Origin of the sequence: Streptomyces sp. NPDC006140 (assembly GCF_040628815.1) — a bacterium.
Taxonomy (GTDB): domain Bacteria; phylum Actinomycetota; class Actinomycetes; order Streptomycetales; family Streptomycetaceae; genus Streptomyces.
Genome location: NZ_JBEXTS010000014.1, coordinates 170,836 through 185,981, shown reverse-complemented (window position 1 = coordinate 185,981; position 15,146 = coordinate 170,836). Strand labels below are relative to the sequence as shown.

Annotated in this window: 13 protein-coding genes and 1 tRNA gene; 4 read left to right on the top strand and 10 right to left on the bottom strand. The window is 69.8% G+C overall.

The features are described 5' to 3' along the window. Window positions 1–195 precede the first annotated feature (195 nt). On the top strand, window positions 196–978 hold the full coding sequence (locus ABZ386_RS31815) for a hypothetical protein (RefSeq protein WP_351348135.1): 783 nt from the start codon (window positions 196–198) through the stop codon (window positions 976–978). 70 nt (window positions 979–1,048) lie between these two features. On the opposite strand, the gene ABZ386_RS31810 is transcribed toward ABZ386_RS31815, so the two are convergent. Continuing rightward, entirely contained in the window at window positions 1,049–1,354 is a 306-nt protein-coding gene (locus ABZ386_RS31810) for a hypothetical protein (protein ID WP_355719908.1), read from the bottom strand. Between the two features lie 102 nt (window positions 1,355–1,456). Between ABZ386_RS31810 and ABZ386_RS31805 the strand changes: the two genes are divergently transcribed. Continuing rightward, window positions 1,457–1,687 (top strand): DUF4287 domain-containing protein, encoded by a 231-nt coding sequence (locus tag ABZ386_RS31805; protein ID WP_059424410.1) that lies wholly within the window; start codon window positions 1,457–1,459, stop codon window positions 1,685–1,687. A gap of 336 nt (window positions 1,688–2,023) precedes the next feature. On the opposite strand, the gene ABZ386_RS31800 is transcribed toward ABZ386_RS31805, so the two are convergent. From ABZ386_RS31800 to ABZ386_RS31790, 3 genes are all read right to left on the bottom strand, one after another. Next, window positions 2,024–2,932 (bottom strand): Bax inhibitor-1/YccA family protein, encoded by a 909-nt coding sequence (locus ABZ386_RS31800; RefSeq protein ID WP_351348130.1) that lies wholly within the window; start codon window positions 2,930–2,932, stop codon window positions 2,024–2,026. A gap of 213 nt (window positions 2,933–3,145) precedes the next feature. Further along, window positions 3,146–4,321, bottom strand: a complete 1,176-nt coding sequence (locus tag ABZ386_RS31795) for a 4-hydroxybenzoate 3-monooxygenase (RefSeq protein WP_356618913.1) — start codon at window positions 4,319–4,321, stop codon at window positions 3,146–3,148. 134 nt (window positions 4,322–4,455) lie between these two features. Next, window positions 4,456–4,539, bottom strand: a tRNA-Leu gene (locus ABZ386_RS31790). Window positions 4,540–4,957: 418 nt separating this feature from the next. Between ABZ386_RS31790 and ABZ386_RS31785 the strand changes: the two genes are divergently transcribed. Continuing rightward, on the top strand, window positions 4,958–5,728 hold the full coding sequence (locus tag ABZ386_RS31785) for an ABC transporter ATP-binding protein (protein ID WP_358967017.1): 771 nt from the start codon (window positions 4,958–4,960) through the stop codon (window positions 5,726–5,728). A gap of 38 nt (window positions 5,729–5,766) precedes the next feature. Further along, complete coding sequence (locus ABZ386_RS31780; RefSeq protein WP_358967014.1) at window positions 5,767–8,295, top strand: ABC transporter permease; 2,529 nt, start codon at window positions 5,767–5,769, stop codon at window positions 8,293–8,295. A gap of 63 nt (window positions 8,296–8,358) precedes the next feature. On the opposite strand, the gene ABZ386_RS31775 is transcribed toward ABZ386_RS31780, so the two are convergent. The 6 genes from ABZ386_RS31775 to eno form a co-directional block, all read right to left on the bottom strand. Beyond that, a complete protein-coding gene (locus ABZ386_RS31775; protein WP_351347681.1) occupies window positions 8,359–9,651 on the bottom strand; it encodes a cyclopropane-fatty-acyl-phospholipid synthase family protein in 1,293 nt (430 codons plus the stop codon). A gap of 169 nt (window positions 9,652–9,820) precedes the next feature. After that, entirely contained in the window at window positions 9,821–11,209 is a 1,389-nt protein-coding gene (locus ABZ386_RS31770; RefSeq protein ID WP_114253394.1) for an NAD(P)/FAD-dependent oxidoreductase, read from the bottom strand. A gap of 421 nt (window positions 11,210–11,630) precedes the next feature. Continuing rightward, window positions 11,631–12,572 carry a Ppx/GppA phosphatase family protein gene (locus ABZ386_RS31765; protein WP_351347679.1) on the bottom strand — a complete coding sequence of 314 codons (942 nt, stop codon included), beginning with the start codon at window positions 12,570–12,572 and terminating at the stop codon, window positions 11,631–11,633. Then, the gene (locus tag ABZ386_RS31760; RefSeq protein WP_351347677.1) at window positions 12,569–13,099 is read right to left on the bottom strand and encodes a DUF501 domain-containing protein; all 531 of its coding nucleotides are present in this window, start codon (window positions 13,097–13,099) and stop codon (window positions 12,569–12,571) included. Before ABZ386_RS31760 ends, ABZ386_RS31765 begins: the two co-directional genes overlap by 4 nt. Before the next feature lie 50 nt (window positions 13,100–13,149). Continuing rightward, the gene (locus ABZ386_RS31755) at window positions 13,150–13,626 is read right to left on the bottom strand and encodes a septum formation initiator family protein (protein WP_351347675.1); all 477 of its coding nucleotides are present in this window, start codon (window positions 13,624–13,626) and stop codon (window positions 13,150–13,152) included. A gap of 102 nt (window positions 13,627–13,728) precedes the next feature. After that, the gene (gene eno / locus ABZ386_RS31750; RefSeq protein WP_114257439.1) at window positions 13,729–15,009 is read right to left on the bottom strand and encodes a phosphopyruvate hydratase; all 1,281 of its coding nucleotides are present in this window, start codon (window positions 15,007–15,009) and stop codon (window positions 13,729–13,731) included. Window positions 15,010–15,146: the final 137 nt, after the last annotated feature.

The following is a 15,146-nucleotide window of genomic DNA, read 5'->3' as shown; positions in this document are numbered from 1 at the left end:
TTTGTGATCCAATCTCCCCCAGGATGTGACCTATCTCCCTTGGCACGGAGAGAAGCCCAGGTCACAGCAGCCACACCCCCTCCCCCGAACCCGAAGCCCTGTCCGTTTCGTGACGTTACGCACTGACAGCTGGTTAGTCCGCCCTTCAAGCTGATGTAGGAAGTCGGGGGTCGACTTTGAACCGGGAGTACGTCAGTGAGCGCCATGCCGATCGCGTTGCTGGTCACCACGGCCGCCACGGGCGCCGTGGGCGTCGCCGTCCTGCGCACCGTCCTGCAGCTGCGCCGTCAGGTCGCGGCCCTGCACACCGCGCTGGCCGAGAGCCGTGCCGCCACCACCCGCGCACTGCTGCCCGCCGCCCGTACGACGGCCGACACCGACGAGATACGGGCCGCCGTGGCGGCGGCACTGGCCGAGGAGCGGGAGCGGGAACTCGCCGAGGCGCGCGCCTTCTGGGCCGCCCAGGAAGCCCGTGACGCCTCCGACGCGCCGTCCCTGCTGGGCCTGCCCGACACCGATCTGTTCCTGCCCCGGCAGGCCGATTTCGCGGGTCTGGAGCCGGTGTCCGAGCCCGGCGCGGACACCGAGGAGCCGGCCGGCGAGTCCGCCGAGCTGGCCGCGGCCCGCCGCCGTCACCCCTCCCACCCGGACTTCGTGCCGAACCCGTCGCCGGCCGTGAACGACCACGAGCGCACGGTCGCCACCCTGGAGGAGCTGGCCGCGTCCCGCGTGGAACTGACGGACGTCCGCCCCGGCCCCCTCGGCACCCTCGACGTCTACGTCTTCGCCGACGGCACGACCCTGTGCATGACCCCGGGCCACCGCGAGACGGCGGAACGCCTGGCCGCCGCCCTCCGGGCCGGCGTGACACCGACCCTCCTGGGCGGCTCGGGCATCTCCGGCGCCTACACCCTGACGTTCGAGTGCGGCGAGGAGAACGTCTACATCCTGGCCGACCGGGTCATAGCGTCCCTTTAGGGGAGCGCCCCGTCAGGGGCGCGGGGAACTGCGCGAGCAACCGGCCACGACCCGCACCCGCGAACGAAGCTCAAACACCCGCCCGCTTCTGCGCTTCTTCCACCAGCCGCACCGCCTCATCGACATCGGCGTCACCAGGAATCACCACCGCCAGATCATGCCCGGCCACGGTGATCTGATCTGCGGCCGCAAACATCCCCGCATCCGGCATCTCCCGAGGCTCCACACCCTCGAGAACCTGGGCCCTCCGGGCCAACTCCCGGGCCAGCCCGAGAGCCTCAGCGGCAGCGCCCCGCTGCAACCGGCTCTGGGGCGCGGCCCTCAAACGATCGGCGAAGTGCTCCACCGCACGGGTCAGAGGCGTCGTATCAACCACGCCGCGAGCGTACGCGTCGCACCGGGACTGTTGCCAACGGGCGAACACTCAGGCACCGTGACCTGAAGGACCGGCTTACATCCCATGCGTCCGGAGGCGCCGATGTCCCAAGTCTTCTCCGAAGAGACCCACCGCAACATGCTCGCCCGCATCCCCCATTGCACCGGTCGTGAGATCTCCGACTGGTTGCGCACCGTCGAAGAAGGCCCGGCACTCTTCCGCTTCGAGGAAAAGGTCAGCTGGCTCCGGCACGAACACAATCTGGCGTACGGCCACGCCAAGGCGATCATCCACGAGTACGACCTGAGGAGGGCCGCGCGCAAACTGCTCTAGGGCCTGTCGTTTGGATCAGGTCGCAGGAATGCGACGGTGCTTTTCAGCGCCGGTGAGCGGGGTCTGGTGCGTGCAGCTGCAAGGCGGAGGAGGGCGGCGATGCGGAGCATCGGCAACCGACGACAACGCGGCAGATGTGCGTGCCAGACCCCGCGTCTGCGGCGTGATCCACACGACAGGCCCTAGGGGGTGTCCGCAAAGTCGCGTCGTTCGCCCGCAGGGCAGGCGGGACTTTGCGGACACCCCCTAGGCGCGCACCGCTCCGTGGCGTAGGCCTGGACGACGACGAAGGGCCCCGGCCGGAAGCCGGGGCCCTTCGCGCACGACGGATCAGGGCTAGTCGTTGCTGTTGAGGATCGAGATGAGCCTCAGGAACTCCATGTAGATCCACACCAGCGTCAGCGTCAGGCCGAAGGCCGCGAGCCACGCCTCCTCGCGCGGGGCGCCGTAGGCGACGCCGTCCTCGACCTGCTTGAAGTCCAGGGCGAGGAAGCAGGCGCCGAGGATGATGCCGATGATGCCGAAGACGACACCGAGGGCACCGCTGCGGAAGCCGAGGCCGTCACCGCCGCCGAACACCGCGAACAGCAGGTTCACGGTCATCAGCAGGATGAAGCCGAGCGCGGCCGCCATCACGAAGCCGTAGAAGCGGCGGTTGACGCGGATCCAGCCGGCCTTGTAGGCGATCAGCACACCGGCGAAGACCGCCATGGTGCCGATCACGGCCTGCATGGCCGCGCCGTCGGCGATGCGGTTGTCGACGATGTTGGACACGACGCCGAGGAAGACACCCTCGAACGCGGCGTACGTCAGGATCAGCGCGGGCGAGGCCTTGCGCTTGAAGGACTGCACGAACGCCAGGACCATGCCGATCAGCGCGGCGCCGATACCGATGCCGTAGCTACGGCTGATGTTGGCGTCGTCGACCGGAAGCAGGGCCCAGGAGAGCGCCGCGGTGAGGATGAGCACACCGAGCGTGCTCGCCGTGCGCAGGACGACGTCGTCGATGGTCATCCGGCCGGTGGTGGCCGGGGCCTGCGGCGGCGCGCCGTACTGCAGGTCCTGCTGGGCGTAAGGGTTCTGCGCGTACGGGTTCTGCGCGTACGGGTTGCCCGTCGGCTGCGCGTACGGGTTGCCCTGGGTGGCGACAGCGGGACCCCCGGCCTGCGGCGCGGTGTTGAAGCCCGCGTAGCCGTTGTCGCGGCTGAACCCCCGTCGCGAGAAGACCGGGTTTCTGCTCCTCATTTCACTCCTCCATGGCCACACTGCGTGGCCTTGGCTCAAGAGTAATAGGTAGGCAAAGGAATGACCCTACTGCTTGGGGAGGATCTTTCCCTCGTCGTGCTGCGCAACACGCTACGCCGCTTCGTGATTCCCCTCACCGGAGGGGCTCATTCATCACCAAGCTGCGACACGTCCGGAACCGGTCGGAGATCATCCGCTGACGCCGGCCCTACGTCACCCGAACGGGAAGCCCGTGTACCCCTCGGCCAGGTCGGTCTCGGCGGCGCGGGAGGAGGCGATGCGCTCCAGCCGGGCGAGCTGGAGCCGGTCGTCGAAGGGGCTCGCGTCGGGGGTGCGGTGCAGGAGGGTCGTCATGTCGTAGGAGAACCGCTCGGCCTGCCAGACGCGGCGCAGGCAGGTCGGCGAGTAGGCGTCGAGCAGCTCCGGTGAGCCCGTCTCCTGCTGGTGGATCAGGGCCCGGGCGAACGTCACGACGTCGCCGACGGCGAGATTCAGCCCCTTGGCCCCGGTCGGCGGCACGATGTGCGCGGCGTCGCCGGCGAGGAAGAGGCGGCCGTGGCGCATGGGCTCGTGGACGTAGGAGCGCATGGGGGTGACCGACTTCTGGGTGATCGGGCCGCGCTCCAGGCGCCAGTCGTCGGCCGTTTCGAAGCGGCGCTCCAGTTCGTCCCAGATCGCCTCGTCGCTCCAGGCCTCGGCGTCGGTGCCGTCGGGCACCTGGAGGTAGAGGCGGGAGATTGACGGCGAGCGCATGGACAGCAGGGCGAAGCCGCGGTCGTGGCGGGCGTAGACCAGCTCGTCGTGCGAGGGGGGTACGTCGGCGAGGATGCCGAGCCAGCCGAAGGGGTACGTCCGTTCGAAGACCTGGGTCAGTGCGGCCGGGATGGCCTGGCGGGCCACGCCCCAGAAGCCGTCGCAGCCGACGACGTACGCGCACTCCAGGACGTCCTCGCGGCCCTGGTGCCGGAAGCGGACGCGGGGGGCGTCGGTGCCCGCGTCCTCCACGGCCAGCGCCTCCGCCTCGAAGAGCAGCGGGCCGCCCTCCCGGAGCTGGAGCGCGATGAGGTCCTTGCAGACCTCGGTCTGGGCGTAGACCATCACGGACCGGCCGCCGGTGAGGGCGGGGAAGTCGACGCGGTGGCGGCGGCGGTCGAAGCGCAGCTCTATGCCGTCGTGGCGCAGTCCCTCGCGGTCCATGCGGGCCCCGGCGCCGGCCGCGCGCAGCACGTCGGCCGTGCCCTGCTCCAGGATCCCGGCCCGCTGTCGCCGCTCGACGTAGTCGCGGTCGCGGCTCTCCAGGACGACCGAGTCGATGCCGGCGTTGTGCAGCAGCCGGGCGAGGAGGAGGCCGGCGGGGCCGGCTCCGATGATGCCGACGGTGGTGCGCATCGGACGCCCTCTTCTCATCCGTTCGTGTGGTGAAATTTTCTTCACCATTGTTGGATGTGAGTGTCTGACGGCATGCGACCGCTGTCAACGGGCACGCCGCGAACTTCTCAATGGACCACACAGGGATCGGAAGGTGCCCGGAGCCGGACTCGAACCGGCACGCCCGCGAAGGGGCAGCGAGGTTTAAGCTCGCCGTGTCTGCATTCCACCATCCGGGCAGGCCATGGGCTCCGCATCGAGGTTCCGAGACTATCGGGACGGGTCCCCCGAACAGCGGAAGGGCGGACCGATGTTGTCTTATTTTATTGACGTCTGAGGGTGCATCAGCACACGGAACGCGCCATCCGCACTTGCCAATAGCCTTACGCGCGGCCGTCGGCCGTGTATGCGGAATGACGGAATTTCACCGCCCGAACGAGGGCACTCCACCTGTTCTCGACACGACGCGCACGCGGCCTCCGACAACCGGGGACCCCTCAGGGGCGTTCGTCATCCCCAGGTATGACACTGCCCGGCTGGGTCAGCCCGCAGTCGGCCCCCGGAACCGGAACAACGGGTGACTACACGGCGGTGTGGCACCCGGACGATGGAACACGTCCTTCCCCAACACCGTCGTCCCGTCAGGAGTGCCATCCCGTGACCACCGCATCCCTCGCCGACCGGGCCACCACCGTGGCCGCGCGCGCCACGGATCTGTCGAAGATCTACGGACAGGGTGAGACCCAGGTGGTCGCCCTGGACCGGGTCTCCGTCGACTTCCGGCAGGCCGAGTTCACCGCGATCATGGGCCCCTCCGGCTCCGGCAAGTCGACCCTGATGCACTGCGTGGCCGGTCTCGACACGTTCTCCTCCGGGTCCGTGCGCATCGGCGAGACCGAGCTGGGCTCCCTGAAGGACAAGCAGCTGACCAAGCTGCGCCGGGACAAGATCGGCTTCATCTTCCAGGCGTTCAACCTGCTGCCGACCCTGACCGCGTTGGAGAACATCACCCTCCCGATGGACATCGCGGGCCGCAAGCCGGACCAGCAGTGGCTGGACTCCGTCATCCGGATGGTGGGCCTGGCGGACCGGCTCGGCCACCGGCCCTCCCAGCTCTCCGGCGGCCAGCAGCAGCGCGTCGCCGTGGCCCGCGCGCTGGCCTCCCGGCCGGAGATCATCTTCGGCGACGAGCCCACCGGAAACCTCGACTCGCGCTCGGGCGCCGAGGTGCTGGGCTTCCTGCGCAACTCCGTGCGGGAGCTGGGCCAGACGGTGGTGATGGTGACCCACGACCCGGTGGCCGCCGCCTACGCGGACCGGGTGATCTTCCTGGCGGACGGCCGGATCGTCGACGAGATGTACCGCCCGACGGCCGAGTCGGTCCTGGACCGCATGAAGGCGTTCGACGCCAAGGGCCGCACCAGCTGATCCCCCGTCAGGACCGACAGGACTGAGAAGAAGAACCCATGTTCCGTACCGCCTTGCGCAACGTGCTCGCGCACAAGGCCCGGCTCCTGATGACCGTGCTCGCCGTGATGCTCGGCGTGGCCTTCGTGTCGGGGACCCTGGTCTTCACCAACACCATCTCCGACGCGTTCCAGAAGAGTTCCGCCAAGGGCTTCGACCAGGTCGACGTCGCCGTGACGGCGGAGTACCAGGAATCCGAGGGCGACCGGATCGGCAAGCTCCACGAACTGACCCAGGCGACGCTCGACACGAGCGAGCGGGTGCCCGGTGCCGCCTCCGCCATCGGGGTCGTGCAGAACTTCACCGCCATCGCCGACAAGCACGGCAAGCTGATCGGCGAGGGCTTCCAGTCGCAGGGCGGCAACTACTGGGGCACCAAGGACCCCCGCTACCCCCTGGTCAGCGGGCACGCCCCCAAGGGCCGCGGCGAGATCCTCATCGACTCCGAGACGGCGAAGCGCGCCGGCTACAAGGTCGGTGACACCGTGCGCATGTCGGTCGACGGACCGGTCCTGACGCCGAAGATCACCGGCATCTTCACCACCGACGACGGCAACGTCGCGGCCGGCGGCAGCCTCACCCTGTTCGACACCGCGACCGCCCAGAAGCTGCTCGGCAAGCCGGGCGTCTACGACCAGATCGTCGTCAAGGCGAAGCCGGGCGTCTCGCAGGCCGCGCTGAAGGCGGAGCTGGACAAGGCGCTGCCCAAGGGCACCGTCTCGACCACCACCGGCAAGCAGCTCGCCGACGACCAGGCCAAGTCGATCGCCGAGTCGATGAGCGGCATGCAGACGGCCCTGCTGGTCTTCGCCGGCATCGCCCTGTTCGTCGGCACGTTCATCATCGCCAACACCTTCACCATGCTGGTCGCCCAGCGCACCAGGGAGCTGGCGCTGATGCGGGCGGTCGGCGCCTCGCGCCGGCAGGTGACGCGGTCGGTGCTCATCGAGGCGTTCGTGGTCGGCGCGGTCGCCGCCGTGGCCGGTCTGCTCGCGGGCATCGGCATCGGGGCCGGACTGCGCTCCCTGATGGGCACGTTCGACGCGACCGTCCCGGACGGGCCGCTGGTGATCAAGCCCGCGACGATCCTCGCCGCGCTCGCGGTCGGCATCCTGGTGACCATGCTCGCGGCGTGGCTGCCGGGCCGTAGGGCCGCGAAGATCCCGCCGGTGGCCGCCATGAACAGCGTCCACGCCAAGGCCACGACCAAGTCGCTGGTGCTGCGCAACACGCTGGGCGCGCTGGTCTCGGCCGCGGGCGTCGCGGTGGTCCTGGTCGCCACGACCATGGACGGCTCGGACGGCCAGATGCCGATGGGCCTCGGCGCGGTGCTGCTGATCATCGGCGTGTTCATCCTGACCCCGCTGCTGTCCCGCCCGCTGATCGCCGCCGCGGCGCCGGCACTGCGCGCCTTCGGTGTCTCCGGCAAGCTGGCCCGGCAGAACTCGGTGCGCAACCCGCGCCGTACGGCCGCCACCGCCTCCGCGCTGATGATCGGCCTGACCCTGATCACCGGGATGACGGTGATGGCGGGCAGCCTGCAGCAGGCCATCGAGAAGATGGCGTCGGCGTCGATCAAGGCCGACTACGTGGTGTCCATGGCGAACGGCAACCCGCTGTCGCCGGACGTCGAGAAGAAGCTGAAGCAGGCCGGTGACGTCACCGCCACCAGCCCGATGCTCAACGCCGAGTCCCGGATCGACGGGCAGAGCGAGTACCTGACCGGCGTCAACGGCGCCGCGCTCGGCGACCTGATCGGCCCGAAGGTCGACGACGGCTCCCTCAAGGTCGGCGGCACGGACGTCGTCGTGGACAGCGAGACCGCCAAGTCCTACGGTTGGAAGGCCGGTTCCGGCTTCACCGTCTCCTTCGGGGACGGCAAGAAGGAGCGGCTGACGGTCGCCGGGACCTACGAGAGCAACGACTTCCTGCGCGGCATCCTGCTCGACGAGAAGACCCTCGCCCCGCACGAGTCGGACCCGTACAACATGAAGGTCATGGTGAAGACCTCCGACGGCGCCTCCGGCGCGGTGCAGGACAAGCTGGAGAAGGCCCTCGGCACCAACCCGGCCATCAAGGTGCAGTCCAAGGACGACATCTCCAACGAGATCGCGCAGATGTTCACCCTGATGCTGAACATGGTCTACGGCCTGCTCGCCATGGCGGTGATCGTGGCGGTCCTCGGCGTCATCAACACCCTGGCCATGTCGGTCTTCGAACGCTCCCAGGAGATCGGCATGCTCCGCGCGATCGGCCTGGACCGCAAGGGCATCAAGCGGATGGTCCGCCTGGAGTCCCTGGTGATCTCGCTGTTCGGCGCGGTGCTGGGCATCGGTCTCGGCGTGTTCTTCGGCTGGGCGGCCGGGGAGCTGCTGGCCTCCAAGATGGCGACGTACGAGCTGGTCCTGCCCTGGGCGCGGATCGGCGTCTTCCTCCTGCTGGCCGCGACGGTGGGCGTCCTCGCGGCGCTGTGGCCGGCCCGGCGCGCGGCTCGGCTGAACATGCTGGAGGCGATCAAGGCCGAGTAGCGGACGGCAGACACCAGGAGGGCCCCCTTTCCCGCCGCCGGGAAAGGGGGCCCTGCTTCGTTCTCAGTTCCAGGTGCGGGCGCGCAGCGGCATGCCGGACTCCCCCGACTCGGGGGTGCGCACGGCCAGGACCTGGTTGACGCCGATGCGGTTGTGCTCGAAGGCGAGCGCGGAGGCGGCCATGTACAGGCGCCAGACGCGGGCGCGGCCGGGGCTGGTGAGCCGGACGGCGCGCTGCCAGTCGGCCTCCAGGCGGGCGACCCACTGCCGCAGCGTGAGGGCGTAGTGCTCGCGGATCGACTCGACGTCGCGCACCTCGAAGCCGGCCCGCTCCAGCAGGGTGACGGTGCTGCCGACGGGCTGGAGCTCGCCGTCGGGGAAGACGTAGGAGTCGATGAACGCGTCGACGCTGTACGTCGACTCGTCGCGCTGCGGGCGGCGGGCGATCTGGTGGTTCAGCAGCCGCCCGCCGGGCTTGAGCAGGTCGTACAGGTCGGCGGCGTACTCCAGGTACCGGCCGGCGCCGACGTGCTCGGCCATGCCGATGGAGGAGACGGCGTCGTACGGCCCGTCGCGGACGTCGCGGTAGTCCTGGACGCGGATCTCGACCTTGTCGGTGAGTCCCTCGTCGGCGACGCGCTTGCGGGCGTAGGCGGCCTGCTCCTGGGAGAGGGTGACGCCGACGACGCTCACGCCGTGCTCGCGGGCGGCGTGGATGGCCATCGAGCCCCAGCCGCAGCCGACGTCGAGCAGCCGCTGACCGGGCTTCAGGCCGAGCTTGCGGCAGACGAGTTCGAGCTTGTCGCGCTGGGCCTGTTCGAGGGTGCTGTCCGGGGCTGGCCAGTAGGCGCAGGAGTACACCATGGACGGGCCGAGGACGATCTCGTAGAAGTCGTTGCCGACGTCGTAGTGGTGGCTGATGGCGCGTCTGTCGGTGCGCTTGGTGTGCAGGTGGCGGCGAGGGCTGCGGGTCTCCTCGCGGGGCGGTGCGGGCGGCAGCGGAGGGCCGGCGAGCTTGACGAGTCCGCGTACGGCGGCGCGGACCTCGGGGTCGCGCAGGGCCTGGGCGAGGGTGCGGGCGTCCTCGCCGCGCTCCCAGATCAGGCCGGCCAGCAGGTCGAGCGTGGTGTAGAGGTCGCCCTCGATGTCGAGGTCGCCCGCCACCCAGGCGCGGGCCAGGCCCAGTTCGCCCGGCTTCCACAGCAGGCGGCGCAAGGCGCGGCGGTTGCGTACGACCAGGGTCGGCGCGCCCGGCGGGCCCGCCTGCGAACCGTCCCAGGCGCGGATGCGCACCGGGAGCGGTGCTCCCAGCAACTGTGTGAAGAGGCCCTGCAGCCGCGGCGCGGCGTCTGCCATGGTGTACACCTCCGTGACGGGGAATCCCGGAATGTCCGACACCACGTAAACACCTGCGGGGCTTCGGCGCAGTCCCCGGCACGCGTCATGTATGGGCAAAACACGCCGGAGGGCCTCCCGCACCACGGATGGCGGGAGGCCCTTCGTCAGGCGGATGTCCGACCGGAGGTCAGGAGGCCTTGGCCTTCTCCTCGGTCTTCTCCTTCGGCGCGGCGGCGACCGGGGCCGGCTTGGCGGCCTCGTAGAACTCCTCGCGCGGCGTCTCGATGGCGCCGAGCGAGACGACCTCGCGCTTGAGGAACATGCCGAGGGTCCAGTCGGCGAAGACGCGGATCTTACGGTTCCAGGTCGGCATCGCCAGGCCGTGGTAGCCACGGTGCATGTACCAGGCGAGACGGCCCTTGAGCTTGATCTTCATCTTGCCCATGACGATCATCGCGACGCCCTTGTGGAGGCCGAGGCCGGCCACCGCGCCCTTGTTGGCGTGCGCGTAGTCCTTCTGCGGGAAGCCGCGCATGCCGGACAGGACGTTGTCGCCGAGGACGCGGGCCTGGCGCAGCGCGTGCTGGGCGTTCGGCGGGCACCAGGCGTTCTCGTTGCCCGCCTTGCGGCCGACCAGGTCCGGGACCTGGGCGTTGTCGCCGGCGGCCCAGATGTAGTCGGTGCCCTTGACCTGGAGGGTCGTCTCGCAGTCGACGTGACCGCGCGGGCCGAGGGGCAGGCCGTAGCGGGACAGGACCGGGTTGGGCTTGACGCCGGCGGTCCAGACGATCGTGTTGGAGTCGACCTCGAGGCCGTTCTTCAGCACCACGTGGCCGTCGACGCAGGAGTCCATGGAGGTCGACAGGTAGACCTCGACACCGCGGCCCTCGAGGTGTTCCTTGCCGTACTTGCCGAGCTTGGGGCCGACCTCGGGGAGGATCTTGTCGGCGGCGTCGACCAGGATGAAGCGCATGTCCTCACGGGACACGTTCTTGTAGTACTTGGCCGCGTCGCGGGCCATGTCCTCGACCTCACCGATGGTCTCCGCACCGGCGAACCCGCCGCCCACGAACACGAACGTGAGGGCCTTGCGGCGGATCTCCTCGTCCGTGGTGGAGTCGGCCTTGTCGAGCTGCTCGAGGACGTGGTTGCGCAGGCCGATGGCCTCCTCGATGCCCTTCATGCCGATGCCCTGCTCGGCGAGGCCGGGGATCGGGAAGGTGCGGGAGACCGCGCCGAGCGCGATCACCAGGTAGTCGAAGGGCAGCTCGTAGGCCTCGCCGACCAGCGGGGAGACCGTGGCGACCTTGCGGTCCTGGTCGATGGTGGTGACCCGGCCGGTGAGGACCTCCGCCTTGGGCAGCACGCGTCGCAGCGGGACGACGACGTGGCGCGGGGAGATGTTGCCGGCGGCGGCTTCGGGGAGGAAGGGCTGGTAGGTCATGTACGACCGGGGGTCGACGACCGTGACGGTCGCCTCGCCGTAACGCATCTTCTTGAGGATGCGCCGAGCTGCGTACAGGCCTACGTACCCACCGCCTACTACGAGGATCCTGGGACGCTCCGTGGTGCTCATGCCATCGAGTATCCACCCGCTTCAGGGGGGTGGCTCGTGCGCCCCTTCACAAGCTTGCGCAGGGTGTGTGTTATCCTCCGCGGCCCGCGTGATCCACGTCATGGTGACAACCGGGATCGTTTGTGCACCCCGGACCGTTGTCAATGCCGCGTGAGCTGCCTCTCTGGGTGGAAAGAGCCCCTGTGAGTCCCTCCCGGAGTCCGGTTCCGGGCTCCTTCCCGGACCCCTCCATACCATGCTTCTGAACATGTTCAAAGGGCCGTTCGGCCCCCGGACGGGTCAACGCGGCCCTTCTCGTCGCCCGGGAGGGCCGAATTCCTTGTGAAGAACTTCACGAACTTTTCCGACGGGCTGTCGCCGAGGGGCCCCTGAGGACCCCTCGAACGCGCTCATTCGTGATCCATGCCTGCTCAGAAGCGGGCTAGGCCACCGACCAGGCGATGCCGTCGAGGATGTCGTGCTCGCTGACGACGACCTCCTCCGCGCCGATGCGCTCCATGATCGACAGGAGGACGAGGGCCCCCGCCCCGATCACGTCGACCCGGCCCGGGTGCATGGACGGCACGGCCGCCCGCTCGGCGTGCGTGGAGCGCAGCAGCCACTCGGTGATCTCGCGGACCCGCTCGCGGGAGACCCGGGAGTGGTGGATGGCCTCCGAGTCGTACTCGGGCAGCTCCTGGGCGATCGCCGACACGGTCGTCACGGACCCGGCGAGGCCCACCAGCGTCCGCGCCTCGCGCAGCGGGACCGTCTCCTCGGCGAGGTCGAGCGCGGCCTCGATGTCGGCCCGCATCGCCGCGATCTGCTCCTCGGTCGGGGGGTCGCTCACCACGCCGTCCCGGACCAGGTGCCGCTCGGTCATGCGGACGCAGCCGATGTCCACCGACCGGGCCGCCCGGACCTGGTCCTCGCCGACGACGAACTCGGTGGAACCGCCGCCGATGTCCACCACCAGGTAGGGCTTGGGCAGGTGGTCGCGCCCGGCCAGCTCCTTGGTCGCGCCGGTGAAGGAGAACTCGGCCTCCTGGCCCCCGGAGATCACCTCGGGCTCGACGCCCAGGATGTCCAGCACCCCGCGGACGAACTCGTCCCGGTTCTCGGCGTCCCGGGAGGCGGAGGTGGCCACGAACCGCAGCCGCTCCGCCCCGTGCTCCTTGATGATCCCGGCGTACTCGCGGCACGCCGCGAAGGTCCGCTGGAGTGCCTCGGGGGCGAGCCGGCCGGTGCGGTCGACGCCCTGCCCCAGCCGGACGATCGTCATCCGGCGGTCCAGGTCGACGAGCTCGCCGGTGGCCGGGTCGGCGTCGGCGACCAGCAGCCGGATGGAGTTCGTACCGCAGTCCACGGCGGCGACACGGGTCACTGGGCATCCTCCTCGGCGGTCGTCACACAGGCGCCCTTGCGCCACCATTCCGGCAGCATGGCCAGCGCCTCGTCGCCCAGCGGGTTCACCCCGGGGCCCGCGGCCAGCGAGTGCGCCACCAGCACGTGCAGGCACTTCACCCGGTCCGGCATGCCGCCGGCGCTGGGGAAGTCCTTCAGCTCCTCGATCTCGTCACGGCGCCGGATGTAGTCCTCGTGCGCCGCCCGGTAGGAGGCCGCCAGCTCCGGGTCCGAGGCCAGCCGCTCGGTCATCTCCTTCATCACGCCGTTCGCCTCCAGCGTGCCGATCGCGGAGTTCGCCTTCGGGCACGTCAGGTAGTACAGCGTGGGGAACGGCGTGCCGTCCGGCAGCCGCGGGGCCGTCTCGACGACGTCGGGCTGTCCGCAGGGGCAGCGGTGCGCGATGGCCCGCAGGCCGCGCGGGGGCCGACCGAGCTGCTGCTTGAAGGCCTCGACGTCCGCGTCGGTGGGCTCGGTGCGCGGAGTGGTCGGCGGGGGCGTTTCCATGACTGTCTTCAGGCTGTCTTTCTCTGGGGTCACGTTTTCTGGGGTCACATCTACTGGTCGGAGGCGTCGGACTTGTCGACCCCGTCCCAGATGTTCGCGTACCAGGGACGGTCGGCCGCCCCGAGGTCGGCGCGCGACTGCTGCGCCGCGTGCGGGTCGACGACGATGAACCCCGTCTCCCCCGGCATGACGTAGTGCAACCGCTGCCGGATCTGCTGCTCGGCGTAGGCGTCGTCCTGCCAGCGCGCCTTCATGTCGCGCAGCCGTTCGACGCGCTGGCGGGCCTGCTGCTGCTCGCGCTGCAGGTCGTCGATCTCCGCGCGCTGGGAGACGTACTCCCGCATCGGGTAGGCCAGTGCCACGATCAGCGAGCACATCACCAGCGCGAGCAGCGCGGCCCGGCCGGTCAGCCGGGAGCGGCGGGCCTGCCGCTTGGTCTGGGAGCGGTAGACCCGGGCCGCGGTCTGCTCACCGAGCAGCCGGATCCTGGTCGCGGTGGAGAACCGGTCCCGGTCCTTCACGGCCATGTGTCCGCCTCCCGCTCCGCCGTCATACGCGCGTACGTCCCCGGACACGGTACGGGACCGGGTACGGGGACGTACGTACGACGCTGCCTCTTGTGGCCGGGGTCAGCCCTTGAAGCGCGGGAAGGCCGAGCGGCCGGCGTACACCGCGGCGTCGTCGAGGATCTCCTCGATGCGCAGCAGCTGGTTGTACTTGGCGACGCGCTCGGAGCGGGCCGGGGCGCCGGTCTTGATCTGGCCGCAGTTGGTGGCGACGGCCAGGTCGGCGATGGTGACGTCCTCGGTCTCGCCGGAGCGGTGGGACATCATGCACTTGAAGCCGTTGCGCTGGGCCAGCTCGACGGCGTCCAGGGTCTCGGTCAGGGAGCCGATCTGGTTGACCTTGACCAGGAGCGCGTTGGCCGCGCCCTCCTCGATGCCGCGGGCGAGGCGCTCGGGGTTGGTGACGAACAGGTCGTCGCCGACGAGCTGGACCTTGTCACCGAGCTTGTCGGTGATGGTCTTCCAGCCCTCCCAGTCGTCCTCGAACAGCGGGTCCTCGATGGAGACCAGCGGGTACGCCTCGACCAGCTCGGCGTAGTACTCGGTCATCTCGGCGGCCGAGCGGGTCTTGCCCTCGAAGGTGTAGGAGCCGTCCTTGTAGAACTCGGACGCGGCGACGTCGAGCGCCAGGGCGATCTGCTCGCCCGGGGTGTAGCCGGCTTCCTTGATGGCCTCGAGGATGAGGTCGAGGGCCTCGCGGTTGGAGCCGAGGTTCGGGGCGAAGCCGCCCTCGTCGCCGAGGCCGGTGGCCAGGCCCTTGCTCTTCAGGACCTTCTTCAGCGTGTGGTAGACCTCGGCGCCCCAGCGCAGCGCCTCGGAGAAGGACTCCGCGCCGATCGGGGCGATCATGAACTCCTGGATGTCCACGTTGGAGTCGGCGTGCGAGCCGCCGTTCAGGATGTTCATCATCGGCACCGGCAGCAGGTGCGCGTTCGGGCCGCCCAGGTAACGGAAGAGGGGGAGGTCGCTGGCCTCGGAGGCGGCGTGGGCGACGGCGAGCGAGACGCCGAGGATGGCGTTTGCGCCGAGCGAGCCCTTGTTGTCGGTGGCGTCCAGGTCGAACATGGCCTGGTCGATCAGGCGCTGCTCGGTGGCGTCATAGCCGACCAGCTCCGGGCCGATCTGCTCGATGACCGCGAGGACGGCCTTCTCCACACCCTTGCCGAGGTAGCGGTTCGAGTCGCCGTCGCGGAGCTCGATGGCCTCGAAGGCGCCCGTGGAGGCGCCGGACGGGACGGCGGCACGACCGGTGCTGCCGTCGTCGAGGCCGACCTCGACCTCGACCGTGGGGTTGCCTCGGGAGTCCAGGATTTCCCGGGCTACGACGACGTCGATGGACGGCACGAGCATCTCCTTCTTCATGTGACGCGGGTACGCGGGTCGCGTGGACCCGGCGAGGTGCGGGCCGTGGTGGCTCGCGACATGAGCCTAACCGGCTCCGGGCGATCGGCCACCGGGTCGCCCATCCCATGGACAGAACC

What these genes read in the sequence shown, in the direction of transcription:
- ABZ386_RS31805 (WP_059424410.1), top strand. Translation starts at nt 1,457, where the DNA reads ATGTCCCAAGTCTTCTCCGAAGAGACCCACCGCAACATGCTCGCCCGC.
- ABZ386_RS31800 (WP_351348130.1), bottom strand. Translation starts at nt 2,932, where the DNA reads ATGAGGAGCAGAAACCCGGTCTTCTCGCGACGGGGGTTCAGCCGCGAC.
- ABZ386_RS31795 (WP_356618913.1), bottom strand. Translation starts at nt 4,321, where the DNA reads ATGCGCACCACCGTCGGCATCATCGGAGCCGGCCCCGCCGGCCTCCTC.
- ABZ386_RS31780 (WP_358967014.1), top strand. Translation starts at nt 5,767, where the DNA reads ATGTTCCGTACCGCCTTGCGCAACGTGCTCGCGCACAAGGCCCGGCTC.
- ABZ386_RS31775 (WP_351347681.1), bottom strand. Translation starts at nt 9,651, where the DNA reads ATGGCAGACGCCGCGCCGCGGCTGCAGGGCCTCTTCACACAGTTGCTG.
- ABZ386_RS31770 (WP_114253394.1), bottom strand. Translation starts at nt 11,209, where the DNA reads ATGAGCACCACGGAGCGTCCCAGGATCCTCGTAGTAGGCGGTGGGTAC.
- ABZ386_RS31760 (WP_351347677.1), bottom strand. Translation starts at nt 13,099, where the DNA reads ATGGAAACGCCCCCGCCGACCACTCCGCGCACCGAGCCCACCGACGCG.
- ABZ386_RS31755 (WP_351347675.1), bottom strand. Translation starts at nt 13,626, where the DNA reads ATGGCCGTGAAGGACCGGGACCGGTTCTCCACCGCGACCAGGATCCGG.